A 24,673-nucleotide genomic window follows, 5' to 3' on the forward strand; every position below is an offset into this window, starting at 1 on the left:
TCGGGGGATGACAGATGACGACCGAGTACCTGCGGGACGGGCTCTTCGTGACGGCCTGGTTCGGGCTGATGACGTGCGTGTGGCTCGGGTGGGCGCAGGAGGCTCCGCCGAGGCGCGCGCCGGCGCTGCTCGGCATCGGCAGCGCGATCGGCATCGTCGCGGCGGTCGGCGGCGGGCTCCTGGTCTGGCGGGCGTGGGACACGCCCTCGGCGCTCGACGGGCGGTACGCCTGGTTCGGGGTGCTCGTGGCGGCCGAGGTCGCTCTGGCCGGGGCGGCCTGCGCGATCCTCGCCGCGCGCGGGCTGAAGCGCTGGTTCGCCGCCGGTGTCGGCGCGGTCGTCGCGGCGCACTTCGTGCCGCTCGGCGTGATGCTGCAGGATCCGGGGCTCGCCGTGTTCGGGATCGTCCAGCTCGCCCTCGTGGCGGCGGCGGTGGTCGTGGCGCGGCGCCGCGGATCGACGCCGAGCTTCGTGGTGGGCGCGACCATGGGCGCGAGCCTTCTGCTCGCCGCCGTCGTCTCGGCGGCGCGGTGGGTCCCCGCCGGACTCGAGGCGGCCCTCTAGCTAGACCGAGCGGGCCACCGACTCCAGGCGCGCGACGTACGACGGCCACCACTCGGCCGGGACGGGCGGCAGATTGTCGCCGGGAGTGCGCAGGCCCACGGCGCCGTCGATCAGCTCGCGCACGATGTCGGCGTGGCCCGCGTGCCGGTGCGTCTCGACGGTGATGTGCACCAGGATCCGGTGCAGCGTCACGTCGCGGTTCGTCCACCAGGGCACGAAGCCGGGGGCGTCGAGCGGCAGGGCGGCGACGGTCGCGTCGGAGTGCGCCCAGACCCGGCGGTACTGCGCGATGACGTCCTCGCGCGACTCCTCGGCGGTCGCCCACATGTCGGCGTTGGGCTCCGACTCCTCCTCCATCCACGGCATCGGCTCGGGGAACGGGCGGCCGAACGTGGCGCCGAGGTAGCCGGCCTCGGTGCCCGCGACGTGCTTGATCAGCCCGAGCAGGTTGGTGCCCGTCGGGACCAGGGGCCGCCGCACGTCGTACTCCGACAGGCCGTCGAGCTTGCCGAGCAGCGCCTCGCGCCCCTCCTGCAGGTAGCGGAGGAGGGTCTGCTTCGGATCGTTCAGGTCGGAGGCGTCCATCGCCCCAGCCTGGACCCTGCGCGCGGCACGGCGCCAGGGCCGAGCAGGAACGGAGAAGCGGGCTCGGGCGCCGAGCCCCTACCGTGGGGGCACGACGAGGGGACAGCACATGAGCACCGACGAGAAGGGCGGTTTCTCCGCCGAGGAGAAGGCCGCGATGAAGGCCCGCGCGGCCGAGCTGAAGGCGGAGGCGCGGCGCGGCAAGGCGGCCGACAAGGCGGCGGCCGACCGCGCGACGATGTTCGACAAGATCGCCGAGATGCCGGAGCCCGACCGCGCGCTGGCCGAGCGCCTCCACGAGCTCGTGACGGAGGCGGCGCCCGCGCTGCTCCCGAAGCTCTACTACGGGCAGCCCGGCTGGGCGAAGGACGGGCGGATCGTCGTGTTCTTCCGCAGCGGCCTGGTCGACAAGGCGCGCTACTCCACGGTCGGCTTCAGCGTCGACGCGCAGCTCGACGAGCCCGGCGGCCTCTGGCCCACGTCGTACGCGCTCGACCACCTCGACGACGCGGGGGCGGCGCAGCTCGCCGAGCTGGTGGCGCGCGCCGCGCGCTGACCGCGAGGGAACCCCGGACCGTCGAGGCCGCCAGGAACGGCGGGCTCCCTCGACGGTCCGGGGTTCCCTCAGCGCGGGTCAGCCGGCGACCGGCACGCGCGCCTCCTCGCGCAGCACCTCGACGCCGACGAGCCGGCGCGTCTCCGCACCCACCGGGGCCGCGTCGCCCACGAGGGTCACCTCGGCGGTCGTCTCCTTCGCGGCGCAGTCCGGCCCGACCCACAGCTCGACAGCACCGGGCTCGACCACGCGCACTCCGCGACGGTCCGTGAAGGCGAGGCGGGCCGACGGCACGTCGAAGCGGACCTCGATCTCCTCCCCCGCCGCGAGCGCGACCCGCGCGTAGCCGAGCAGCTGCGCGACCGGCCGGGTCACCGACGCGTAGATGTCGCGCGCGTACAGCTGCACCACGTCGACGCCGTCGCGCTCGCCCGTGTTGCGCACGCGGACCGTGGCCGTGAACGCACCCGAGGTCGGCGCCTCGTCGGACTCGAGCGCCAGGCCCTCGTGCGCGAACGCCGTGTACGACAGCCCGTGCCCGAACGGCAGCACCGGAGTGCTGTCGGCGCTGGTCACCTCCGAGGGCCCGCCGAGGATCGGGTGCAGGTACGAGAACGGCTGCGCGCCCGCCGAGCGCGGCAGCGAGACGGGCAGGCGACCGGAGGGAGCGACCCGCCCCGAGACGACACCCGCGATCGCGCCGGCGCCCTCCTCCCCCGGGAAGAACGCCTGCAGCACGGCGGCCGGTCCCTCGAGCGCCCAGCCCACCGCGTAGGGGCGGCCGGTCAGCAGCACGAGCACGACCGGGGTCCCGGTCGCGACGACCGCCTCGACGAGCTCGCGCTGGCGCCCCGGCAGCTCGAGGCTCTCGACGTCGTTGCCCTCGCCGACGGTCCCGCGACCGAAGAGCCCGGCGCGGTCGCCGACCACGACGACGGCGACCTCGGCCTCGCGGGCGGCCGACACCGCGGCGGGGATCCCCGACACGTCGTCGCCCTCGACCGCGCAGCCCTCGGCCACCACGAACTCGCCGCCCGGGAACTCGGCGGCGAGCGCCTCCCGCACGGTCGGGATCTCGAAGCCCAGCGGCACGCCCTCGTGGTGGGCGAGCACGTGGTTCGCGAAGGAGTAGCAGCCCATCAGGGCGGGCGCGCTGTCGGCGTTCGGGCCGATCAGCGCGATCCTGCGCGGCGCCGCGAGCGGCAGCACGCCGTCGTTCGCGAGCAGCACGATCGACTCCTCGGCCAGGCGCCGCGCGAGATCGCGGTGCGCCGGCGAGTCGAGATCGATCGACTCCGGGGCGTCGTCGAAGCGCGCGTCGAGCAGACCGAGCCGCTCCTTCTGCGCGAGCACCCGCAGCAGAGCGCGGTCGACGATCGCCTCGTCGGCGCGGCCCGAGCGGATGCGCTCGGCCAGCGGCGCGAGGAACGCGTCGCCGGTCGGCAGCTCCACGTCGATCCCGGCCTCGAGGGCCAGCTGCGCCGCCTCGCCGAGGTCGGCCGCGACCGCGTGCATCAGGTGCAGGAACGCGACCGAGAAGTAGTCGGCGACCACGACTCCGTCGAAGCCCCAGCGCTCGCGCAGCACCCCGGTCAGGTACGCCGGAGTGGCGCCGACCGGGTCGCCGTCGATCTCGGCGTACGAGTTCATCACCGAGCGGGCGCCTCCGTCGCGGATCGCCATCTCGAACGGGGGCAGCAGCACATCCGCGATCTCGCGAGGGCCGGCGTGCACCGGCGCGTGGTTGCGGCCGGCGCGCGAGGCCGAGTAGCCGATGAAGTGCTTGAGCGTCGCGTCGACTCCCGCCGACTGCAGCCCCTTCACGTAGGCGGTGCCGATCGTGCCGACGACGTACGGGTCCTCGGCGATGCACTCGTCGACGCGCCCCCAGCGCGGGTCGCGGATCACGTCGAGCACGGGAGCGAGGCCCTGGTGGATCCCGAGCTCGCGCATCGAGCCGCCGATCGCCGCGGCCATCTCCTCGACGAGAGCGGGGTCGAAGGAGGCGCCCCACGCGAGCGGAGTCGGGAAGGTCGCGGCCTTCCACGCCGCCAGCCCCGTCAGGCACTCCTCGTGCACGATCGCCGGGATCCCGAGGCGGGTCTCCTCGACGAGGCGGCGCTGCTCGGCCCAGAGCCATCCGGCGCGCTCGATCGGATCGACGGGGCGGGTGCCGTAGACGCGCGTGAGCTGGCCGATCCCCTCGCGGGTCGCGTCCTCGTAGCGGGTCGAGGTGGCCATCTCGCCGGCGAGCGGGGCGACGACCTCGCCGCCCTGGTCGACCCAGTACCCGACGAGCTGGGTCAGCTTCTCCTCGAGCGTCATGCGGCCGATCAGGTCGGTGACGCGGGCGGAGGGTGCCGGCGATGCGGTCACGGTGCGGTCCTCTCGGTCTTCGGGGGAGCGGTGGTCGTCGGTGGGGCGGGAGCGGGCGGCGTGGAGGGTCATCCCTTCACCGCCCCGGTCAGCCCGCCGACGATGCGGCGCTCGAAGACGCTGAAGAAGATCAGCGCCGGGATCATCGACAGCGACACGAAGGCGAGCACTTTCGCCGTGTCGACGGAGTACTGCGACGAGAACGCCTGCACGCCCAGCGGCAGGGTGAACGAGTTCTCGTCGTTGAGGATGAACAGCGGCAGCAGGTAGCTGTTCCAGCTCGCGATGAACGCGAGGATCCCCGTCGTGATGACGCCCGGCATCGCCAGGCGCACGACCATGCGCCAGAAGAAGCCGATGCGGCTGCAGCCGTCGATGAACGCCGCCTCCTGGATCTCGTCGGGGATCGCGCGGAGGAACGGCACCAGGATGATGATCGTCGTCGGCAGGCCGAACGCGATCTGCGGCAGCACGACTCCGGCGAGCGAGTTCATCAGGCCGAGGTTCTTGATCACGAGGTAGAGCGGAGTGATCGCCACGGTCATCGGGAACATCAGGCCGGCCGCGAAGAGCGCGTAGAACACGCCGCGGCCGCTGAAGGAGTAGCGGGCGAGCACGTAGCTGGCCATCAGCCCCAGCACGACCACGCCGAGCGTCGTCGCGAGCGCGGCGATGGCGGAGTTGCCCACCTCGCGCCAGAAGATGCCCCCGGTGATGACGTCGAGGTAGTTCTGCACGTTCCACGGCGAGGGGAAGCCCGCCGGGTCGGTGGTGATCTGCGCGTTCGTGCGGAACCCGCCGATGATGATGTAGGCCACCGGAGCGAGCATCAGCGCGATCACGACGATCGCCACGACGTACGCGATGATCGTGCCGCGCCCGAGGGGGCGCTTGCGCGGCTTCTGCCGGTTCACGGCGATCGGCGACTCGGTGCCGGGCGGGACGGCGGTCAGTGTGGTCATCGCTTGTCTCCCGTGAGTGCGCCCTCGGTGTCCCGCCGCAGCACGAAGCGCTGGTAGAGCAGGGCGACGACGAGGGAGATGAGGAACAGGACGACGGCGACGGCGTTGCCGTAGCCGTAGTTGCCGGCGTTGCGCCCGTTGGTGACGAGGTAGGTCGCCATGGTCGAGGTGCCGGCGGTCGAGGACACGTACTGGCCCCAGATGATGTAGACGAGGTCGAACAGCTGCAGGGCGCCGATGATCGACAGGAACGCCCAGATGCGCAGCGTCGGTGCGAGCAGCGGGAGGGTGATCCTCCGCTGGACCTGCCAGTACGACGCGCCGTCGATGGCCGCCGCCTCCGACAGCTCCTCGGGGATGCCCTGCAGGCCTGCGAGGAAGAGGATCACGGCGAAGCCGATGTACTTCCACGTGATGATCAGCATCAGGGTCCAGATGGCGATCGCCGGGTCCGAGAGCCAGTCCTGCTTCAGTGCGCCCAGGCCGACGTTCTCGAGGAACCCGTTGACGGCTCCGCTGGTCTGGAGCATCAGGCTCCAGCCGGTGCCGACGACGACCTCCGAGATCACGTACGGCACGAAGATCAGCACGCGGATGATCGACTGGCCGCGCAGCTTGCGGTTGAGCAGCAGCGCGATGAGGATCGCCGCCGGGCCCTGGAGCACCAGCGAGAGGATCACGATCGTGCCGTTGTGGGTGAGCGCCTCGTGGAAGGTGGGGTCCTGGAGGATCGTCAGGTAGTTCTTGAAGCCGACGAAATCGGTGGGGACCCCGTAGCCCTGCCAGCTGAAGAAGCCGTAGTAGGCCGCCATCACGACCGGGAAGATCACGAAGGCGAGGAAGACGATCAGGGCCGGGCCGACGAGGATCGCGACCTCGAGGCGTCCCGACCAGCCCAGGCCCCGGCGACGCCGGCGGACCGGGGGCGCCGCGACGGCACCCCCGGTCGTCGGGCGCTCGCGGGGCGGTTCCGCTCCGAGGAGCGGGCTCTCGCGGAGCGCCATGCGCTAGGCCTTGGCCGCTGCGGCGTTGACGGCCTCGACGAGCTGCTCCGGGTCGCTCTTGCCCGCGAGCAGGTCGACGACTCCGACGTTCAGCGCGTTGCCGACGTTGAGGCCGTAGACGGTGTCGAGCCACTGCGAGACGTAGGGCGCCGAGTTGTACGCGGCGAGGATGTCCTGCAGGTACGGCTCGGTGACGGCCTCCTGGGCCACGGTGTTCACCGGCGGCGCGTTGAAGGCCGCGTAGTACTCCTTCTGCACGTCGGAGGTCGCGAGGTAGTTGAGGAAGTCGACGCACGCGTCGGGAGCGTCGACCGAGCAGGAGTAGCCGTCGACACCGCCCATGATCGAGCCGGGCTCGCCCTCTCCGCCGTCGATCTCGGGGAACGGGAACCAGCCCAGGTCGGGCAGCGGCTGCTCGTCGGGGGTGAGGGAGGCGATGACGCCCGGGTTCCAGGCGCCCATGAGCTCCATCGAGGCCTGGTGGTTGGCGAGCAGACCCGCCGAGCTGCCGGCGCCCTGCTGGGCGGCGGTGGTCAGGAAGCCCTCGTTGAACGGCTCGGTGTCGGCGAAGGACTGCAGGTCCTCGCCGGCCTTCAGCCAGCACTCGTCCGAGAAGTCCTTGGAGTCGGCCGCCTCGGCCATGGTGTCGGCGCTGCACTCGCGCAGCGCGAAGAAGTAGAACCAGTGCGCCGCGGGCCAGGCGTCCTTGCCGCCGAGCGCGACGGCCTGCGTGCCGCTGGCCTTCAGTGCGGTCACCGCCGCGTCGAGCTCGTCGATCGTCTTCGGGGTCTCGGTGATGCCGGCCGCCGAGAAGAGGTCCTGGCTGTAGAAGACACCGCCGGGGAGCACGGCGACGGGCATCGCCCACACCTTGTCGTCGAGCGTGTTGGCCGAGAACGAGCCCTCGGGGATCTCGCTGCGGGCCTCGTCGGAGATGCCCGAGGTGATGTCCTTGACCTGTCCGCCGGCGACCATGGCGGCGAGCTTGCCGCCTCCGCGCTGCAGGAAGATGTCGGGGGCGTCGCCCGAGTTGAGCGCCGTCTGGAGCTTGCCGTCGAGGTCCTCGTTCTGGATGGCCTGCGACTCGATGGTCACGCCGGGATTGGCCGCCTCGAAATCGGTGATGGTCTTCTCCCAGAACTCCTGGCCGGGGCCGGTGGTCGAGTTCTGCCAGAGGGTCATCGAGACGGAGCCGTCGGAGGACCCCGAGTCCTGGGCCGAGCAGCCGCTGAGGGCCGCAGCCGCGCCGAGCAGGGCGACCGTGGCCACTGCGATCTTTCTGAACTTCATCGTTCGAACCGTTCTCTTCGCTGAGAGGCGCCGCCAGGGAGTACGACGCCGAAGGTGCACCCGCCGGGGGCGGGCAGGCTCAGTCTCAGATGGGGGACACGGATCAACAAACGTTTTCGAAATCAGTTTCGACGAGGCGGGCTAGAGTCGGTCGCATGTCCCTCCGGCCCTCGATCCACGACGTCGCCGCGGCCGCCGGAGTCTCGGTCGCCACGGTGTCGAAGGCGGTCAACGGACGCTACGGCGTCGCGCCCGCCACGGCCTCGCGCGTGCTCGAGATCGTGCGCGAGCTGGGCTACGAGTCGAGCCTCGTCGCGAGCAGCATGCGCTCGCGGCGGACCGGGGTGATCGGGGTGCTGATCGCCGGGTTCGAGCCGTTCAGCGCCGAGATCCTCAAGGGGGTCGGATCGGTGCTCAAGGAGTCGCGGTTCGACCTGCTCGCCTACAGCGGCTCGCACGACGGCGAGCACGAGGGCTGGGAGCGGCGCTCGCTCAGCCGCCTGAGCGGCACGCTCATCGACGGAGCGATCATGGTCACCCCCACGGTCGTGAGCGCGTCGTCCGACATCCCGCTCGTCGCCGTCGACCCGCACACCGGCCGTGCCGACCTGCCCACCGTCGAGTCGGACAGCTTCGGCGGCGCGCTGCAGGCGACGCGCCACCTGATCGGGCTCGGGCACCGCCGCATCGGCTTCGTCGCCGGCCGCGTCGACCTGCGCTCGGCCCGCCTGCGCGAGGCCGGCTACCGCGCAGCGCTGTCGGAGGCGGGGATCGCGTTCGACGAGCGCCTCCTGCGCGTCGGCAGCTACCACCACGACACCGCCCGGCTGCCGGCGTCGACGATGCTGTCGCTGCCCGACCGGCCGACGGCGATCTTCGCCGCGAACGACGTATCGGCCCTGGCGATCATCGAGACCGCCGCGCACCTCGGTCTCGAGGTGCCGCGGGATCTCTCGGTCGTCGGCTTCGACGACGTCCCGGAGGCGGCGCGCTTCGACCCGCCGCTCACGACCGTCCGTCAGCCGATGCAGACCCTCGGCGCCACCGCGGCCGAGATGCTGATCGCGCTGATGGCGGGCGAGACCCCGCGCTCGCTGCACGTGCAGCTCCCCACGCAGCTCGTGCGCCGCGCGACGACCGCGCCGCCGCTGTGAGCGACTCCGCCGAGCGGAGCGACGAGCTCCGGGCCGTGCACGACGAGCTCTTCGACGCGATGGTGCTGACCGACCTGCCGGTGCTCGAGGCGCTCCTCGACGAGCGCTTCGTGATCGAGCACCCGACCGGACTCGTGCAGTCGAAGGCGGAGTGGCTCGCCGACCTCGACGACGAGCGCAAGGCGTACCACGCGATCGATCACGTCGAGAGCGCGGTCTCGGGAGGCGCGGCCCACCCGGTCCTGACCTCGCGCACCCTCACCGAGGCGACGATCGGCGGCCTCCACGCCACCTGGCGCCTGCAGCTCACCAGCCGCCTCGTCGCGCGGGACGGCGAGTGGGCGATCACCCGCACGGTCGTGACGACCTGGTGACGGCGCGGCTCGCGGATCACGCCTGGAGGATCACCGCTCCGTAGTGGGTGCCGGCGCCCGTGCCGACGAGCAGCACGGACTCGCCCGGCTCGATGCGGGCGCGGTGCAGCGCCAGCGGGATCGCCGAGCCGATCGTGTTGCCCACCTCGGGCAGCGTGACGACCGTCTTCGACCGCCCCCAGAGGCGCGCCATGCCCTCGAGCCCGGCCTTGCTGGTCTGGTGCGGGACGATGCGGTCGATGCCGGGGGTTCCGGTCGACAGCCCCGGCCGCACGGTCTCGAGGAATGCCGGGAAGTGCCGGAGCGCGTCGACGAGCAGCGCGCCTCCGTGCATGTCGAACCGGAAGTCGGAGAGCCGGCCCGCCGCCTCCTCGATGCGGATCCGCGAGCCGAACCCGCGGATCTCGGCGTGCCGCACTCCGCTGGGCCGCGTCAGGAAGCGGGACGCCACGATCCCCTGCCCCGGTGCGGAGGCCCGCCCCACGACGACCGCGGCCGCCGCGTCGCCGAACAGCAGCGCGCTCTCGGGCTGGCCGAGGTCGATGCCGCGGCTGCCTCCCTCCGTCGACACGATGAGCACCCGCTCGGCGCGACCCGTCGCGACGAGGAACCCCGCCTCCTGCAGCGCGAACAGGAACGACAGGCACGTCGCATTCAGGCTGTACGCCGAGACGTCCTCGAGGCCCAGCCCGGCGGCGAGGAGCGCTCCGCCGTCCGGGATCGCCTGCAGCTGGGTGCCGGACGCGTTGAGCACGACGTCCACGTCGCGCGCGTCGATCCCCGCCGCGTCCAGCGCGCGCCGGGCCGCGGTGAGCCCGAGCTCGAGCGGGTCCTCGTCGTCCGCGAGCCAGTGCCGGGTGAGGACTCCGCTCCGGCGGGCCGCCTCCTCGGGATCGAGACCGCAGAGGGCGGCGACCTCGGCGGTGGTGACGAGGCGGCCGGGCAGCGCCTCCCCGGTGCCGAGGAGGCGGATCGGGAGAACATCGGACACGATCGCGTCCCTCCTGCCGCCGACCGACCGTCGGTCCGGGCGCTCCCTGTATAGCGCCGATGAGCGACGGATGTCGGACGGGCCGCCCTGCCCCGGATTGACGGTGTCACGACTCCGCCGACACTATGGACGTGCCTTCCCGCGCTCCAGCGGCAGCGCGACGCGCGATCGGCGGAGGGGGATCGGATGCCTGACCAGCCCTTCTGGGTCGTGATCCCCCTGTTCGACGAGGAGAAGCTGCTCGACGGAGCCCTCGAGGCCCTCGCCGCCCAGACCGATCGCGACTTCCGCCTCCTCCTCGTCGACAACGGCAGCACGGATCGCTCGCGGCAGATCATCGACGCCTTCACCGCCCGGCACCCGGAGCTCGACGTGACGACGATCGACGAGCCGCAGAAGGGCACGGGCGCCGCCTCGGACACCGGCTTCCGCTACGCCATCGAGCACGGAGCCGCGGTCGTCGCGCGGACCGACGCCGACTGCCTGCCGAGCCGCGACTGGGTCGCGCAGCTCAGGGCCGACTTCGCGAGCGGCGCCCGGCTCGTCGGCGGCCGCCTCCGCCCGCGCCGCGACGAGCCGGTCTACCGCTGGTACGACGGAGTCATCGGGACCGCGATGATCCGGCTGATGGAGCGGGCACCCGCCGTCTTCTACCGCCGGCCGGGGCAGCGCTATCCGCTGTTCATGGCGGCGGGCGCCAACATGGCGATCGACTCCGCGCTGTACCTCGAGGTCGGCGGCTTCCCGCGCTCGAGCATCGACGACACCGACGAGGATCTGGAGCTGCACCTGAAGGTCTGCCAGGTGATCCCCGGCGACCAGGCGCGGCTGAACCGCCGCGCCGTCGTCAGCATGTCGATCCGCAAGGGCAAGGCGCTCGGCTACCTGGGGATCCTGCTCTGGTACTGGGACCGCAAGAGGACCACGGCGGTCGTCGATGTCCGCTGAGCGCCGGCGCGTGCTGGTCACCGGGGCGACGGGGTTCCTCGGCGGGTACGCGGTCCGCGAGTTCCTCGCCGCGGGCGACGAGGTGATCGCGAGCGGGCGGAATCCGGCGGCTCTGGAGCGGCTCCGCTCCGAGGGCGCCGAGACGATCGAGGCCGATCTGGCGCAGCTCGCCGCGATGCCGGTGCAGGCCGACGTGCTGATCCACTCCGCCGCCCTGTCGAGCCCGTGGGGGCGCTGGAGCGAGTTCCACGAGGCCAATGTGGCGGGCACGGAGGCGATGATCGACCTCGCGCAGCGCTCGCGGATCCGGCGCTTCGTGTTCGTCTCGTCGCCCAGCATCTACTCCGCGCGGCGGCACCGGATCGGCGTGCGCGAGGAGGACGTCGACCCCGAGAGCCGGATGAGCCTCTACATCCGCAGCAAGATCGAGGCCGAGCGGCTATTGCAGGCGGCGCTCGCGGCGGGCCGGATCGAGGAGCTGGTGATCCTCCGCCCGCGCGGACTGATCGGGGTGGGCGATCCGAGCCTCATCCCGCGCTTCATCGCGGCGTCGCGCCGCCGCGGGATCCCGCTGTTCGACGGCGGGCGCAACGTCGTCGACGTCACCTGCGTCGAGAACGCGGCGCGCGCGCTGGTGCTCGCGGCCTCGGCCCCGGTCGCCCCCGGCAGCGTCTACAACATCACCAACGGCGAGCCGCAGCCGTTCGGCGACCTCCTCGACCGCTTCTTCGACGCGATGGGCGAGACCCCGCGGTACCTCACCGTCGACCTGCGGGTCCTGAGCGCCCTGGCCGTGCTGCTCGAGAAGGTCTACGCGCTGCTGCCCCGCGGCACCGAGCCTCCGTTCACGCGCTACACCGTCGCGACGCTCGCCTACGCGCAGACCCTCGACATCTCGCGGGCGCGCTCCGAGCTCGGCTACGAGCCGACGGTGCCGCTGGCGGAGGGGATCCGCCGGGTCGGCGAGCACTACCGGAGCAGCCGTGGCTGAGCCGGCGCTCCGCGTCTTCGCCTGCGGCGACACGACCTTCCCGCTCTCGCGCGTCTTCCGAGGCCGAGGGCTGCCGCGCCGCACCTTCCCCTCGAACGTCTTCCTCTACACGCATCCGAGCGGCCGCCGGGTGCTCTTCGACACCGGCTATCCGCCGACACTGCGCGGCACGGGGCCGATCGGCGCGCTCTACCGGCGGATCCTGCCGGCGCGCATCACGGCGGCCGAGACGATCGAGGCGCAGCTGCGGCGCGAGGGGCTCGCGCCCGGCGACATCGACCTCGTCGTGCTCTCGCACCTGCACCCCGACCACATCGGGGGGCTGCGCTGGTTCCCCGACGCGACCCTCGTGCTCTCGGCGGGGCAGCGGGAGAGGATGCGGCGGAACGGCGTCACCGACGGGATCTTCGGTGCGCTGATCCCCCCGTGGGTCGCCCGGGCGCCGACGCTCGTGGTCGACGAGCAGCCCGCCGTGACGGTCGCCGGGATGAGCGGCTTCGACGTCTTCGGCGACGGCCGCTTCGTGGTGACGCCGCTGCCCGGCCACGCGCTCGGCCACCTCGGCGCCCTGGTCGAGGGCCGCGTGCTCCTCGCGGGCGACGCCGCCTGGGGACGCGACGTGCTGACCTGGTCCGACCGCCTCCGCCCGCTGCCCCGCCTGATCAGCGACGATCCGGAGGCGCACCACGCCACCTCCCAGCGGCTCGAGCGCCTCGAGGCGGCAGGGATCACCCTCTGCTTCAGCCACGACGCGTACCCGTCGCGCGTGCTGCTGCCCTGAGGGCCCTGACTCCCGCCGTCAGACCGCGAAGTCCTCCGGCCAGCCGTGCGCCGAGAGGGAGCGGCGCACCCGCTCGATGTCCTCGTCGGAGGGGAGCTCCGACGTCACCTTCGCGATCGCGGCGCCCACGTCGATGCGGCTCGCATCCGCGGCGAGCTGCGAGCCCACCTCCGTCACCTCCGCGTCGGTCAGGCGCCGGCGCAGCAGGGCGATGAGCGGCACGAAGTCCTGCTCGGGGAGTCCTGCGGGGTAGCCCGCGCGCAGCCACCGGACGACGCGGGTCACGAGGCCCTCGCGCTCCTGGCTGCTCGGCTCGACGAACGCCTTCGGGTCTCCGAGCGGCCAGCCGGCGCTCGCCAGACGCGCCGACACCCGGACGAGATCCTCGGGCATCGCGGGCCCGAGCAGCATCTGCTCGACGCGCTCGCGCAGCCGGGCCGAGTCGAGCTCCTCGCCTGCCGCGTCCGCTCGCGCGGCGTCCGCGAGCAGCTGCCCGACGACCTGCTCGAGCTCGTCCGAGGTGAGGCTGCGGCGGAGGATCCCGAGCAGCGGCACGTAGTCCTGCTCCGGCACTCCGGCCGGGTATCCGGCACGGAGCCAGCCGACGACGCGCGCCACGGGTCCGTCGGTCGTTCCGGGCTCGAGGGCGGCCATGCTCAGCCCTTGGGCGTGAAGGTCGGGAAGACGTGCTCGAAGCTGACGCTCTGCCCGAGCCCGGTCGCGATGATGATGCTCAGGCCGGTGGCGACCGCCGCGATCACGAGGACGAAGCAGACGACTCCGATCGTGCGCAGCAGCGGCGCCGGGAGCGGGCGATCCGCGGGAGCGGAGTCGCCGGCCATCGCGAACGTGCGGACGCCGACGGCGAAGAGCGCGGGCAGGCCGGCTCCGAGGAGCACGGCGACGAGCGCCACCTGACCGGCGGCAGCGAGGAAGAGTGAGAACACGGCGTCGATCCTGTCTAGGAGGTGCGGGAGTCGGCGGTCGGGCGGGCGGGCGCCTTCGCGTCCTCCCACTCGTCATTGACGTTGTGGGCGCCGATGCTGTCGCGGCGCGAGCGGAGGTAGATGTACGCGGCGACGGCGACGAGGACCGCGGCCATCAGCAGGCCGCCTCCCGCGCCTCCGACGAGGTGGCCGAGCCACCACATCACGGCGCCGACGAGCGCGGCGGCCGGGAGCGTGATCACCCAGGCGATCACCATGCGCAGGGCGACCCGCCAGCGGACCTGGGCGCCGGGGCGCCCGACACCGGAGCCGAGGATCGAGCCGGTCGCGACGTGCGTGGTCGAGAGGGCGAAGCCGAGGTGGCTGGAGGCGAGGATCACGGCGGCGGAGGAGCTCTCGGCCGCCATGCCCTGCGGAGTGTTGATCTCGACGAGGCCCTTGCCGACGGTGCGGATGATCCGCCAGCCGCCGATGTAGGTGCCGAGCGAGATGGCGAGCGCGCAGGCGAGCTTGACCCAGAACGGCACCGACTCGGTGTCGTCCCAGCCGCCCGCGGCGATCAGCGCGAGCGTGATGACGCCCATGGTCTTCTGCGCGTCGTTGGTGCCGTGGGCGAGCGAGACGAGGGAGGCGCTGCCGATCTGGCCGATGCGGAACCCGTGGTGCAGCTTCTTCTCGGCGACGTTGCCGATCACGCGGAAGACGAGCCAGGTGCCGATCGCGGCGACCGCTCCGGCGAGCACCGGCGACATCAGCGCGGGCAGGATCACCTTGCCGACGACGCCGTCGAGCTTGGATCCGTCGCCCGCCCAGTTGACGCCGTTGACGCCGAGTCCGGCGAGCGCCGAGCCGATCAGTCCGCCGAACAGCGCGTGCGACGAGCTCGAGGGCAGGCCGAGCAGCCAGGTGAGGAGGTTCCAGATGATGCCGCCGATGAGGCCGGCCAGCACGATGAGCAGCAGAGCGGATCCGCCGCCCTCGAGCAGCGCCGGGTCGGGCGCGCCGGACGAGTCCTGGATCTTCACGACCGCGTTGGTCACCGTCAGGGCGACCTCGATACTGAGGAAGGCGCCGACGAGGTTGAGGACCGCCGAGAGCGTGACGGCGACCTTCGGCTTCAGCGCGCCAGTCGCGATGGACGTCGCCATCGCGTTGGCCGTGTCATGGAAGCCGTTGGTGAAGTCGAACGCGAGTGCGGTGACGACGACGAGGACGAGAAGGATGATGGGATCCACGGAGGAGATCCTCCGCCCTCGGGCCGCCCGGTGGTGCGCTCGCCGGATGCATTCACCGGCTGTTCATCTCGTCCGGCGAGTCGCTCGACTACCCTGTGTGTTCTCTCAGGCGGGGTCCACCTCGTCGCATCGCCCCGAGGCGGGCCCTCCCGGGTGCGGCGTCAGCGCTCCGCGTGCGGCAGCGGAGGCGTCAGATCGGGCACGTGAGCCGGGTCGGCGTCGACGGCGGGCTCGGGTGCGGTCTCGACGCCGGGCAGCGGCGGCGTGAGGTCGGGTGTCACGTGGCGGCCGACGCTCGCGGTCGCCTCGGCGACACCGAGGCGACGGGCGGCCTTGGCCTGCTTGGCCTTCAGCTTCTCGGTCTGCTCGGCGAGCTTCCTCGCCTTCTTGCGGAGCTTCTTGCTCGAGTCGCGCACGGCCTCGTGCGCCGCCCGGACCGACTTCTCGGCCTTCGACAGCGCCTTCTTCGCGCGCTTCTGCGCGGCCTTCTGATCGTTCTTCGATGCCATGGGGGCTCCTCCGCTCGTCGGCCTGCGCAGGCCGGACTCCACCGTATCGACCAGCACCGACAGGGGCCTGGGTGGTGGCGACGGCCCGCGGGGCGTACAACTGCCGCATGACCGATTCGATCTCTCCCCGAGCCTTCCGCGCGATCGCCGGCACCGAGGACTGGCGGGTCGTCGGCGACGGCGCCCGCGCCTGGTTCGCGACCGGGTCGTACGAGGTCGGTGCCGCGCTCGTGGCGGCCGTCGCCGCCGTCGCCGACAAGGCGGGCCACCACCCCGACGTCGACCTCCGCTACGGAGGCGTCGGCGTCCGCCTGATCAGCCACGACATCGGCGACATCAGCGAGCGCGACGTCGCCCTCGCCCTGCGCATCTCGGCCGCCGCCCGCGCTCTGGGCATCAGCGCCGACCCGTCGCGCGTGCAGAGCCTGCAGATCGCGATCGACGCGGTCGACGTCGCCGCCGTCCGCCGCTTCTGGCAGGCGGCACTCGACTACTCCCCCGTCGAGGACGCCGATCTCACCGACCCCCGCGGCCTCGGCCCGAACATCTGGATCCAGCGGATCGACGACGCGAGGGCCGAGCGCAACACGATCCACCTCGACCTCTACCTCCCGCGCGACCAGGTCGAGGCGCGCATCGACGCCGCCCTGGCCGCCGGCGGACGGCTCGTGAGCGACGAGAACGCACCGGAGTGGTGGACCCTCGCCGACCCCGAGGGCAACGAGCTCGACCTCGCCCCGTGGCGCGACGACAGCGAGTGGAAGGCCTGAGCCCGGCCGCGGCTCCGTGGCGGATCCGGGGCACCGGTCTGGGAATCGCGGGCGAGTCCGCGCACGCACCGGCGATCCTCGGCACGCTGGAGGCATGGCTCTGACACCTCCGACCAACGGATTCCTCGGCAAGGCGGCGGCCCAGCGACAGCCGATGCGCGGCCCCAGGCGCGACCGCTGGATGTGGTGGCGCCTCGGCTCCGGCGTCGCGGCGACGGTCGCCGGCCTCGTCGCGCTGCTGATCTTCACGAGCAGCCGCTGACAGCGCGCCCGGGGCTCCGTACGCTTCGGGCATGGAGAAGGTCACGGGCATCGGCGGGTTCTTCTTCGCCGCGCAGGATCCGCAGGCGCTCGCGCGCTGGTACTCGCAGCACCTCGGCATCGACGAGGTGCCGCTGGAGTACGGCGCCCCGTCGTGGCGGCAGGAGGCGGGGACGACGGTGCTCGCGCCGATGGAGGCGGGGTCGCCGCACCTGGGCTCGACCGGCTGGGCGGTGAACTTCCGCGTGCGCTCGCTCGACGCGATGGTCGCGCAGCTGCAGGAGGCGGGCGTCGCGGTCGAGGTCGACCCCGAGCAGTACCCGAACGGCCGGTTCGCCGACCTGCGCGACCCCGAGGGCAATCGCGTGCAGCTCTGGGAGCCGGCGGGCGACGACGCCTGACGCGCACGGGTGGGTTGTCGCGCCGGGGGCGTCGGAAGTGGCGGCGTCCCTCCACAGGCGCGATTCGGGGGTGGGTTGTCCCGTTCGAGCACTCGAGCCGGTTCGGTGTCGGCGGTCCCTGATTCAATATCCGTATGGAGAGAACGGGTGCGGAAGCAGTGGCGGTGGTGACGCCTGACACGGTCAGGACCCTCGCCGACATCGCCCTGCGCGCCGACGTGACCTCCTCCCTGGCGCAGCTGGCGAAGGCCACCGCGCTCTACGCCTCGTACCGCGCGGCGCGGTTGATCCCGGAGGCGTTCGTGCGCGGCGGCAGCCTCGGCCGCAGCGAGTCCCGGGATCTGTTCGAGCGGTCGATCCGGGCCGACCTCGCGGTCTCGATGCGGACCACGGAACGGAGGCTGTCGCGCATCCTCGAGCACGGGCAGCTGCTGAACGAGGACCTCCCACACACCCGCACTGCCCTCGCGGACGGCGTCATCCTGTGGGAGGCGAGCCAGGTGATCTGCGACACCGCGAGCACCCTGCCCCGGTCATCGCGGGCCGTCTTCGACGAGCGCGCCGCCGAGGTCGCGCTCACCGCGAACCCGACGCAACTGCAGCGGGCCGTCGCCCGGATGCGGGACCAGCTGCACGACGAACCCCTCGCCGTCAGGCAGGTCCGGGCGCGCGCCGACCGGGGCGTGTGGGTGAGTGCGGAGATCGACGGGATGGCCACCTTCGGCGCGCTCCTGCCGGCCGAGGTCGCGATGGGCGCCTTCCACCGGATCGACCGCATCGCCCGGACCCTCCGCGACGGGACGCCCGACGGCACATCCGGCGACACCACCGCCGACAGCGCAGGCGACGAGCGGACCCTGGCTCAGCTGCGCGCCGACGCCCTCGCGGACCTGCTCTGCGACGGCGACATCGCCGGCACCACACCGGACGGCGACGGCCCGACAGTCCCGCCCACGTTCGTCCCCGGAGTGCGCGCCGAGGTGCGCCTGACGCTCGCCGCGAGAACCGCCTCCGGAGCCGACGATGCCCCTGCGCACCTCGACGGATACGGCCCCATCCCCGCCGACGTCGCCCGCGATCTCGTTGGAGTCGGAGCGTCGTTCACCCGGATCCTGACCGACCCGGACACCGGGATCGTCACCTCCGTCGGCCGCACCCACCGCGTCCCACCGCACCGGATGCGCGTCCACCTCCAGCTGCGCGACCAGACGTGCCGCTTCCCCGGCTGCACCCGGCCCGCCTCCACCGCCGAGGCCGACCACACCCTCGAATGGCGCAACGGCGGCCACACATCACTCGACAACCTCGCGTCGCTCTGCACGAGCCACCACCACGTCCGACACGGCGACCGCTGGACCTACCGCCTCCACCCCGATGGGACCGCGGAGTGGACCACCCCGACCGGCCGCCGCGTCATCACCCGATCCCCAGCACTTCCCGGGCGGCCACCCGACCCGCCACCACTACCCCGGCTCGACGACGGACCACCACCCTTCTGACGCGCCGGGCCGATCCCGGTCGCGAATCGCGGAGAGCGAGCTCTCGAGCGGGAGATCCGTGCGCTCCAGTGAGGCGGGAGGGGATCGCCCGCTCGGCTCCCTCCTCCGCTCGGCTCCCTCCTTCACTCGGATGCCTCCTCCACTCGGATGCCCGATGCGCCCGATCACCCGACCCGCTCGGAGGCCTCCCGCACGCGAAGGCCGACCGCGCGAGCAGCCCCGTGAGAGGCGATCCGGGCGTCCGTGAGCAGCAACCCCTTGACCACGGAGGACCTTCTCAGGTGCACTCCGGGGGATCGCGGGTAGTTTGGAGGGTCGAGTCCGCCTCGATCCCGCCCCACTGCCCCATCCCGCCACCCGCCCCGACGGGCGGCGGGCGATCCGGAAAACCCCTCATCTCCATGCACCATGCTGTTCGCGCGTCGACTCCCGCCCCCGAGGGAGTCGAGCAGACCACTCTTCCGACCCGCCGCTCCCTCCGCGCCCAGCGCACCGCTGAGCGCACCGCGGCCCGTCGACCGTCGAGGCCCCGCGCCTCCGCCCTGGCCGCGATGACCTTCGTGGTCGGGATCGCCGTGACGTCGACGATGCCGGCCTTCGCGGTCGGCGGCACCGCCGACTCCGCCGTGGCGCGCGACACGGCGACGGCCGTCGCCGCCGCCCGCCCGCAGAGCTTCGTCGCCGCGGGAGTCGTCCAGCAGAGCGTCACCCGCGACTCCTTCGCGGCGGAGGCGAAGCCCGAGGTCCTCGTCCCCACCGCCTCGCTCGACGCGATCACGGCCACCTCCGGCGAGTCCACCGACGCGGCCGCCGGCGTCTCGGGCACCTGGGTGCTCCCGATCTCGGGGCGCATCAGCAGCAGCTACGGCCCGCGACCCGACGCACCCGTCGCCGGCGTGAACCTCTTCCACAAGGGCACCGACCTCGCCGGGGCGTGCGGCACGCCCGTCCTCGCTGCGGCCAGCGGCACGGTCGAGGAGTCGATGTACTCCGGCAGCTACGGCAACTGGGTCCTGCTCGACAACGGCGGCGGAATCGAGACCGGCTACGCCCACAACACCGACCTGCTCGTCGACGTCGGCGACTACGTGACCGCGGGCCAGCAGATCGCGACGCGCGGCTCGACCGGCGCCTCGACCGGCTGCCACCTGCACTTCGAGACCCGCGTCGACGGCGAGGCGGTCGACGCCGTCCCGTTCATGGAGGCGCTCGGGGTGCCGCTGGGCTGACGCCCGGCTCAGCCCGCCGGGACCGGTCCGGTCGACACCGCGCCCGACCAGCGGGCGTCCGCCGGGTCGGTCGTGACCGTGATCAGCGCATCCTGGTCGACGGCGACGTCCATGCTCGCGCCGCTGCCCCCGCCGCCGCTCCCCCTCGTCGTGCTCGGGCTGTAGTAGCACGTCGATCCGCTGGTCATCAGGCCGTCGATCGAGACCGTGACCGCGGCATCGGCGGTGTCGCACGCGACCGAGATGGTGAGCGTCAGCGGCTCGCCGGTCAGCCGCACGGTCTGCGGCTCCGGTGCGCCGATCTGGTCGGTCCAGCGGACGGCCGCGGTGGCGCCCTCGGGCACCGTGACAGGACCGATCGGCCGGTCGCTCGGCGTCGGAGAAGCGGTCGGATCCGCGGTCGTCGGAGCGGTCGGAGTCGCCCCGGCGGAGTCCTCACCCGGCGTCGTGCAGCCGCTCAGTGCCAACCCCGCCAGCAGCGCCGCAGCGCCGGTCGTCATCAGTCGTCTCGTGCGCATTCCGGGTCCCCCGTCTCGCTTCGGTCCCTCCGGTCTACCCGACCCTCGGTCTCGGTGGAGCGCACTCTGCGGCGGTTGCCAGGGTCGGCGGGAGTCTGACCGCGCACCCAGAATCCCGAGTAGCGCTAGGTATAGCGTGGAGGAAGTCCATTCGATCGCATGGACGCGGACTCGCCGAGCACACGGCCCCCGAGCCCTTCCGTCACGAGCAGGAGGTTCACCATGAGCACCAGCACCCGATTCACCGACCGCGTCGTCCTCATCACCGGAGGCGGCTCCGGACTCGGCCGCGCGAGCGCCGTCCGCCTCGCCGAGGAGGGTGCGAAGCTCGCCCTCGTCGACGTCTCGGAGCAGGGACTCGCCGCGACCGTCGAGGCCCTGCCCGAGGGCACCGACGTGCTGACGGTCGTCGCCGACGTGTCGAAGGAGGCCGACGTGGACGCCTACGTCGCGCAGACCCTCGAGCGCTTCGGCCGCATCGACGGCTTCTTCAACAACGCCGGCATCGAGGGCCGCCAGAACCTCACCGAGGACTTCACCGCCGAGGAGTTCGACAAGGTCGTCGCGATCAACCTGCGCGGGGTGTTCCTCGGCCTCGAGAAGGTGCTCAAGGTCATGCGCGAGCAGGGCTCGGGCATGGTCGTCAACACCGCGAGCGTCGGCGGCATCACCGGCATCGGCAACCAGTCGGGCTACGCGGCCGCCAAGCACGGCGTCGTCGGCCTGACCCGCAACTCCGGCATCGAGTACGGCCAGTACGGCATCCGCATCAACGCGATCGCCCCCGGCGCCATCTGGACGCCGATGGTCGAGAACTCGATGAAGCAGCTCGACCCCGAGAACCCGCGCCGGGCCGCGGAGGAGTTCATCCAGATCAACCCGACCAAGCGCTACGGAGAGGCGGCCGAGATCGCCTCCGTCGTCGCGTTCCTGCTGTCGGACGACGCCGCCTACGTCAACGCGGTCGTGCTGCCGATCGACGGCGGTCAGTCGATCAAGTACTGAAGGCCCTCGCGGCGCGGGAGGGAGAATGGGAGGCATGAACCCCACCGGCAGCTTCCGCGCCGCCCGCGACACCCTGCTCGAGCACCGCACCGACGCGGCCGCCGCCACCGCCGCGTTCGCGTGGCCCGACGTCGGCCCCCACTTCAACTGGGCCGTCGACTGGTTCGACGAGATCGCCATCGGCAACGAGAAGACCGCGCTCTGGATCGTCGAGGAGGACGGCTCGGAGCAGAAGGTCTCGTTCGACCGGATGCGCTGGCGCTCCGATGAGGTCGCCGCCTGGCTGCATTCGAGCGGGGTCGAGCAGGGCGACCACGTGATGCTCATGCTCGGCAACCGGCTCGAGCTGTGGGAGGCGATGCTCGCGATCATGAAGCTCGGCGCGGTCATCCTGCCCACCACCACCCTCCTCTCGCCCGCCGACCTGGCCGACCGCCTCGAGCGCGGCGAGGTCGCGCACGTGATCGTGGACGCCTCCGAGACCGCGAAGTTCGAGGGGCTGACCGGCGACTTCGGGCGCATCGCCGTCGGCGGAGCGGTCGACGGGTGGCTCGACTACGCCGATTCGATCGACGCCGCCGGCATCAGCCCCTCCGTCGTCGTCGACACCGACGACCCGTGCCTCATCTACTTCACGTCGGGGACGACCTCGAAGCCGAAGATGGTCGTGCACACCCAGGAGTCGTACCCGGTCGGCCACCTCAGCACCATGTACTGGCTCGGCGTCCGCCCCGACGACGTGCACATGGCGATCAGCTCGCCCGGCTGGGGCAAGCACGCCTGGAGCTGCTTCTTCGCGCCGTGGAACGCCGAGGCGACGGTGTTCGTCTACAACTACAGCCGCTTCGCTCCCGCGGCGCTGCGCCATCAGCTCGACCGCGCGGGAGTCACCACCTTCTGCGCTCCGCCGACCGTGTGGCGGATGCTCATCCAGTCGGAGCTCGGCGAGAAGCCCCGCGACCTCACCGAGATCCTCTCGGCCGGCGAGCCGCTCAACCCCGAGGTGATCGCCACCATCGAGCGCGAGTGGGGGCTCACCATCCGCGACGGCTACGGCCAGACCGAGACGACCGCGATCATCGCGAACCCGCCCGGCGCCGAGATCGTGCCGGGCGCGATGGGCCGGCCGCTGCCGGGCGTCGCGATCGCGCTCGTCGACCCGCTCACCGGCGAGCCCGCCTCCACCGGCGAGATCTGCCTCGACCTGTCGGTCGAGCCCGTCAACCTGATGTCGGGCTACCTCGGCGACGACGAGCGCACCGACCGCGCCCGCGCCGACGGCTACTTCCACACCGGAGACGTCGCGGTGCGCGCCGTCGACGGCACCATCACCTTCGTCGGACGCACCGACGACATCTTCAAGTCGTCCGACTTCAAGATCTCGCCGTTCGAGGTCGAGAGCGTGCTGCTGCAGCATCCCGCCGTCGCCGAGTCGGCCGTCGTCCCGGCTCCCGACGCGACGCGCCACAGCATCGTCAAGGCGTACATCGAGCTGGCGGAGGGCTGGGAGCCGACCCGCGAGACCGCGGCCGCGATCTTCGCCCACACCCGCACCCAGCTGTCGGCGTTCGAGCGCGTGCGCCGGCTCGAGTTCCACCCGCTGCCCAAGACGATCTCGGGCAAGATCCGCCGCGTCGAACTGCGCGAGCGCGAGGAGGCGGCGTTCGGCCGCGGCGAGGAGATCGCCTCGGAGTGGCGGAGCGACCGCCTGGGGACGGGAGAGAAGGCCTGAGGAGGGGCGCCGCCGTCAGCGGCGCACGGCGATGAGCTCGCCGTGATCGCGTAGGCCGGGAGTGCTCCGGCGCGCGCGGTGCTCGACCTCGAAGCCGGCGGCCTCGACCGTCGCCGCCACGTCGTCGAGGGGATGGAACCAGGCGGTCGTCACCGCATGGTCGAAGGCCTCGACCCGCGGCCCCTCGCAGAAGCCGATCAGCAGGCGACCACCCGGCGCGAGGCTCCGGGCGAATCCCTCCAGCACGGCGGGCAGGTCGCCCGGCGGCAGGTGGATGATCGAGTACCAGGCGAGGATCCCGCCGAGAGACGCTCCGGCCGCGCCGAGCTCGCGGAGGGTGCCGAGCCGGAACGGCACCTCCGGGAAGCGCGCCCGCGCGTGGTCGAGGAACTCCGGGACGAGGTCGACGCCGACCACCTCGAGGCCGGCATCCCGCAGGAACGCGGTCCAGTGCCCGGGTCCGCACCCCGCGTCGATCACCGGGCCCTCGATCGAGGCGGCCCAGGAGGCGATCAGCGCGCGGTCCCGCTCGTCGGCATCCTCGACCGAGCCCAGCAGCGCCGCGTACTCGCCCGCCCGCGCGCCGTACGCCTCCGCCACGTGCTCATCGCTCATGACGTCGAGCGTAGGAGCCCGCGGGTCTGAGCCGCGGCGCGCGCCGCGCCTGCGCGACCGGCGAGCAGCACCTCGAAGCCCGAGCGGTGGCGGTAGCGGAGGAAGGCGCGGTTCATCTCGTCGGTCGAGTGGAAGCCCGCGGCGTCGGCGGTGCGCGCGAGCACGACGGCGATCGGGAGCGTCGACGCCTGCTCGCGGAACAGGCGCTCCGCGGTCTCGACGCGGATGCGCGCGAGGGAGCCGCCGACGGTGGTGTGGTGGTGCCGCCAGTGGCTCAGGCGGACGTGGATCGGCCGCACGCCGATCGTCCGGCTGATCGCTCGCGCATCGAGCCCCGGCAGGGCGTGCAGGTCGACCAGAGAGCGGTCGATGCGCTCGTCGAGATCGCCCGGGTGATGGAGCGCGCAGGCTCGCGCCCCGGGCGCGGCGTCCGCCGCGGGGGCGGGACCGTCCGTGGTCGGGAAGGTCCTCGGGGGCAGGGGGATCCTCGTCATCGTGTCTCGCCTTCGAGTCGGGGGCACCGCCCCTCGGGGCAGCTCGGCGGTGTCGGCCTCGGCACCGCTCGCCACCGCCGCTCGCCGGGGGACAGCGACGCGGTGGAGAGGTCCCGCCGCTGGGGGTGGCGACGGGACGCTCGGACCGAGGTTCTGTCATCTTCGATCGAACCGCAGCCGCGAGCGCCGGCTGGCGCGGGATCCGCACGCCGCTGGCGTACAACCGCCCCTGCGCGCCTCCCCCTCCGACCTTCGCGCCGAGGCACTCGGGCACTCCCCCCCCAGCGGTGATCATCGACGTAGCGCCCCACCCCGAGGCGACCCCGACGCCTGCGAGAGGAGCCCCACCATGTCCACCACCGCATCGGAGACGCTGCTCCCCGCCACCGCCCTCGTCCTCCCCCTCCTGCTCGGGGCGTCCCTGCTCGTCGGCGGCGTCGCCGGCCTGCTGCCGCCCGGGCGGCCTGGCGGACCGCTCCTCCCGTGGCTGCGGATCGCGGTGGGTGCGGCGCTGATCCTCTCGGACGGGGAGGCCTTCATCGTCGCCGCGTTCGCCGCCGTCCTCCTCTGCTCCGCCGCCCTCGCGGCCGCGTTCGGGAGCTACGGGCGGGCCGCGGAGGCGCCGACGGGAGCCGCACGGCTCGCGGGCGCCGCCGCGCTCGTCACCGTCGCCGCGATCAGCGCGGTCGAGGGGCTCCTCGGGTTCGACGGCGTCACCGCCCACTTCTCCCGCTTCGACCTGCGCGATCTCAGCTGGGCGGCGGCGCTCGTCGGCGTCCTCGCGGTGAGCAGCCTCCTGCAGCTCGCGGCGGCCCGCCCGGCGCCGCGGTCGCGGCTCGATCCGGCCGACGGCGAGCTCGGGTCGAGTCCCTGATCCGGCGCC

The 24,673-nt window shown here is 72.6% G+C and carries 28 protein-coding genes; 15 read left to right on the plus strand and 13 right to left on the minus strand.

Going from position 1 to position 24,673, the window contains the following annotated elements:
• Window positions 1-14 precede the first annotated feature (14 nt).
• Window positions 15-563, plus strand: coding sequence for a hypothetical protein (locus tag GSU68_RS17440; protein ID WP_159909901.1), 549 nt, complete (start codon window positions 15-17; stop codon window positions 561-563).
• Here GSU68_RS17440 and GSU68_RS17445 read toward each other — a convergent pair whose 3' ends face one another.
• Window positions 564-1,148, minus strand: coding sequence for a DinB family protein (locus GSU68_RS17445; protein WP_159909902.1), 585 nt, complete (start codon window positions 1,146-1,148; stop codon window positions 564-566).
• 109 nt (window positions 1,149-1,257) lie between these two features.
• Between GSU68_RS17445 and GSU68_RS17450 the strand changes: the two genes are divergently transcribed.
• Window positions 1,258-1,704 (plus strand): DUF1801 domain-containing protein, encoded by a 447-nt coding sequence (locus GSU68_RS17450; RefSeq protein ID WP_159909903.1) that lies wholly within the window; start codon window positions 1,258-1,260, stop codon window positions 1,702-1,704.
• A 78-nt stretch (window positions 1,705-1,782) separates the two neighbouring features.
• Here the strand turns inward: GSU68_RS17450 and GSU68_RS17455 are convergent, their stop codons facing one another.
• The 4 genes from GSU68_RS17455 to GSU68_RS17470 form a co-directional block, all read right to left on the minus strand.
• Window positions 1,783-4,029: a glycoside hydrolase family 3 N-terminal domain-containing protein gene (locus GSU68_RS17455; RefSeq protein WP_244259514.1), complete on the minus strand. Its 2,247-nt coding sequence runs from the start codon at window positions 4,027-4,029 to the stop codon at window positions 1,783-1,785.
• 119 nt (window positions 4,030-4,148) lie between these two features.
• Window positions 4,149-5,042, minus strand: coding sequence for a carbohydrate ABC transporter permease (locus GSU68_RS17460; RefSeq protein ID WP_159909905.1), 894 nt, complete (start codon window positions 5,040-5,042; stop codon window positions 4,149-4,151).
• Window positions 5,039-6,046 (minus strand): sugar ABC transporter permease, encoded by a 1,008-nt coding sequence (locus tag GSU68_RS17465; RefSeq protein WP_159909906.1) that lies wholly within the window; start codon window positions 6,044-6,046, stop codon window positions 5,039-5,041. The genes GSU68_RS17460 and GSU68_RS17465 overlap by 4 nt, the downstream gene beginning before the upstream one ends.
• Before the next feature lie 3 nt (window positions 6,047-6,049).
• The gene (locus GSU68_RS17470) at window positions 6,050-7,336 is read right to left on the minus strand and encodes an extracellular solute-binding protein (RefSeq protein WP_159909907.1); all 1,287 of its coding nucleotides are present in this window, start codon (window positions 7,334-7,336) and stop codon (window positions 6,050-6,052) included.
• Window positions 7,337-7,491: 155 nt separating this feature from the next.
• Here GSU68_RS17470 and GSU68_RS17475 point away from each other — a divergent pair, with 155 nt between their 5' ends.
• Together GSU68_RS17475 and GSU68_RS17480 are read left to right on the plus strand one after the other, a co-directional pair.
• Window positions 7,492-8,490: a LacI family DNA-binding transcriptional regulator gene (locus GSU68_RS17475; protein ID WP_159909908.1), complete on the plus strand. Its 999-nt coding sequence runs from the start codon at window positions 7,492-7,494 to the stop codon at window positions 8,488-8,490.
• Window positions 8,487-8,864 (plus strand): nuclear transport factor 2 family protein, encoded by a 378-nt coding sequence (locus GSU68_RS17480; protein WP_159909909.1) that lies wholly within the window; start codon window positions 8,487-8,489, stop codon window positions 8,862-8,864. The genes GSU68_RS17475 and GSU68_RS17480 overlap by 4 nt, the downstream gene beginning before the upstream one ends.
• 16 nt (window positions 8,865-8,880) lie before the next feature.
• Here the strand turns inward: GSU68_RS17480 and GSU68_RS17485 are convergent, their stop codons facing one another.
• Window positions 8,881-9,855: a 3-oxoacyl-[acyl-carrier-protein] synthase III C-terminal domain-containing protein gene (locus tag GSU68_RS17485; RefSeq protein ID WP_208544609.1), complete on the minus strand. Its 975-nt coding sequence runs from the start codon at window positions 9,853-9,855 to the stop codon at window positions 8,881-8,883.
• Window positions 9,856-10,041: 186 nt separating this feature from the next.
• Between GSU68_RS17485 and GSU68_RS17490 the strand changes: the two genes are divergently transcribed.
• From GSU68_RS17490 to GSU68_RS17500, 3 genes are read left to right on the plus strand one after another with little or no spacing between them, the layout of a single operon-like run.
• On the plus strand, window positions 10,042-10,803 hold the full coding sequence (locus GSU68_RS17490; RefSeq protein ID WP_159909910.1) for a glycosyltransferase: 762 nt from the start codon (window positions 10,042-10,044) through the stop codon (window positions 10,801-10,803).
• Window positions 10,793-11,794 carry an NAD(P)-dependent oxidoreductase gene (locus tag GSU68_RS17495; protein WP_159909911.1) on the plus strand — a complete coding sequence of 334 codons (1,002 nt, stop codon included), beginning with the start codon at window positions 10,793-10,795 and terminating at the stop codon, window positions 11,792-11,794. Before GSU68_RS17490 ends, GSU68_RS17495 begins: the two co-directional genes overlap by 11 nt.
• A complete protein-coding gene (locus GSU68_RS17500; RefSeq protein WP_159909912.1) occupies window positions 11,787-12,575 on the plus strand; it encodes an MBL fold metallo-hydrolase in 789 nt (262 codons plus the stop codon). Before GSU68_RS17495 ends, GSU68_RS17500 begins: the two co-directional genes overlap by 8 nt.
• Window positions 12,576-12,593: 18 nt before the next feature.
• Here GSU68_RS17500 and GSU68_RS17505 read toward each other — a convergent pair whose 3' ends face one another.
• The 4 genes from GSU68_RS17505 to GSU68_RS17520 all read right to left on the minus strand — a co-directional run bounded on the left by GSU68_RS17505 (window position 12,594) and on the right by GSU68_RS17520 (window position 15,266).
• Entirely contained in the window at window positions 12,594-13,229 is a 636-nt protein-coding gene (locus tag GSU68_RS17505; RefSeq protein ID WP_159909913.1) for a DUF3349 domain-containing protein, read from the minus strand.
• A 2-nt stretch (window positions 13,230-13,231) separates the two neighbouring features.
• Window positions 13,232-13,522 carry a hypothetical protein gene (locus GSU68_RS17510; protein ID WP_159909914.1) on the minus strand — a complete coding sequence of 97 codons (291 nt, stop codon included), beginning with the start codon at window positions 13,520-13,522 and terminating at the stop codon, window positions 13,232-13,234.
• Between the two features lie 14 nt (window positions 13,523-13,536).
• The gene (locus GSU68_RS17515; protein WP_159909915.1) at window positions 13,537-14,757 is read right to left on the minus strand and encodes an inorganic phosphate transporter; all 1,221 of its coding nucleotides are present in this window, start codon (window positions 14,755-14,757) and stop codon (window positions 13,537-13,539) included.
• A 161-nt stretch (window positions 14,758-14,918) separates the two neighbouring features.
• Entirely contained in the window at window positions 14,919-15,266 is a 348-nt protein-coding gene (locus GSU68_RS17520) for a hypothetical protein (RefSeq protein WP_159909916.1), read from the minus strand.
• Between the two features lie 107 nt (window positions 15,267-15,373).
• Here GSU68_RS17520 and GSU68_RS17525 point away from each other — a divergent pair, with 107 nt between their 5' ends.
• From GSU68_RS17525 to GSU68_RS17545, 5 genes are all read left to right on the plus strand, one after another.
• The gene (locus GSU68_RS17525; RefSeq protein WP_159909917.1) at window positions 15,374-16,036 is read left to right on the plus strand and encodes a VOC family protein; all 663 of its coding nucleotides are present in this window, start codon (window positions 15,374-15,376) and stop codon (window positions 16,034-16,036) included.
• A 94-nt stretch (window positions 16,037-16,130) separates the two neighbouring features.
• The gene (locus GSU68_RS17530; RefSeq protein ID WP_159909918.1) at window positions 16,131-16,298 is read left to right on the plus strand and encodes a hypothetical protein; all 168 of its coding nucleotides are present in this window, start codon (window positions 16,131-16,133) and stop codon (window positions 16,296-16,298) included.
• 31 nt (window positions 16,299-16,329) lie between these two features.
• Window positions 16,330-16,698 (plus strand): VOC family protein, encoded by a 369-nt coding sequence (locus tag GSU68_RS17535; protein ID WP_159909919.1) that lies wholly within the window; start codon window positions 16,330-16,332, stop codon window positions 16,696-16,698.
• 167 nt (window positions 16,699-16,865) lie between these two features.
• Window positions 16,866-18,197 (plus strand): HNH endonuclease signature motif containing protein, encoded by a 1,332-nt coding sequence (locus tag GSU68_RS17540; protein ID WP_159909920.1) that lies wholly within the window; start codon window positions 16,866-16,868, stop codon window positions 18,195-18,197.
• A 401-nt stretch (window positions 18,198-18,598) separates the two neighbouring features.
• Window positions 18,599-19,426, plus strand: coding sequence for a M23 family metallopeptidase (locus GSU68_RS17545; protein ID WP_159909921.1), 828 nt, complete (start codon window positions 18,599-18,601; stop codon window positions 19,424-19,426).
• An 8-nt stretch (window positions 19,427-19,434) separates the two neighbouring features.
• Here the strand turns inward: GSU68_RS17545 and GSU68_RS17550 are convergent, their stop codons facing one another.
• Window positions 19,435-19,926, minus strand: coding sequence for a hypothetical protein (locus GSU68_RS17550; protein ID WP_159909922.1), 492 nt, complete (start codon window positions 19,924-19,926; stop codon window positions 19,435-19,437).
• A gap of 240 nt (window positions 19,927-20,166) precedes the next feature.
• On the opposite strand from GSU68_RS17550, the gene GSU68_RS17555 reads away from it, so the two are divergent.
• On the plus strand, window positions 20,167-20,949 hold the full coding sequence (locus GSU68_RS17555) for a glucose 1-dehydrogenase (RefSeq protein ID WP_159909923.1): 783 nt from the start codon (window positions 20,167-20,169) through the stop codon (window positions 20,947-20,949).
• A gap of 34 nt (window positions 20,950-20,983) precedes the next feature.
• Window positions 20,984-22,681, plus strand: coding sequence for an AMP-binding protein (locus tag GSU68_RS17560; protein WP_208544610.1), 1,698 nt, complete (start codon window positions 20,984-20,986; stop codon window positions 22,679-22,681).
• Window positions 22,682-22,696: 15 nt separating this feature from the next.
• Here GSU68_RS17560 and GSU68_RS17565 read toward each other — a convergent pair whose 3' ends face one another.
• Both GSU68_RS17565 and GSU68_RS17570 read right to left on the minus strand, forming a co-directional pair.
• Window positions 22,697-23,296 carry a class I SAM-dependent methyltransferase gene (locus GSU68_RS17565; RefSeq protein WP_159909925.1) on the minus strand — a complete coding sequence of 200 codons (600 nt, stop codon included), beginning with the start codon at window positions 23,294-23,296 and terminating at the stop codon, window positions 22,697-22,699.
• Window positions 23,293-23,790 carry a hypothetical protein gene (locus GSU68_RS17570; RefSeq protein ID WP_159909926.1) on the minus strand — a complete coding sequence of 166 codons (498 nt, stop codon included), beginning with the start codon at window positions 23,788-23,790 and terminating at the stop codon, window positions 23,293-23,295. Before GSU68_RS17570 ends, GSU68_RS17565 begins: the two co-directional genes overlap by 4 nt.
• A gap of 349 nt (window positions 23,791-24,139) precedes the next feature.
• Between GSU68_RS17570 and GSU68_RS17575 the strand changes: the two genes are divergently transcribed.
• The gene (locus GSU68_RS17575) at window positions 24,140-24,664 is read left to right on the plus strand and encodes a hypothetical protein (RefSeq protein ID WP_159909927.1); all 525 of its coding nucleotides are present in this window, start codon (window positions 24,140-24,142) and stop codon (window positions 24,662-24,664) included.
• The last annotated feature ends 9 nt before the right edge of the window (window positions 24,665-24,673 follow it).

The sequence above is a fragment of the Rathayibacter sp. VKM Ac-2759 genome, assembly GCF_009834225.1.
GTDB lineage: Bacteria > Actinomycetota > Actinomycetes > Actinomycetales > Microbacteriaceae > Rathayibacter.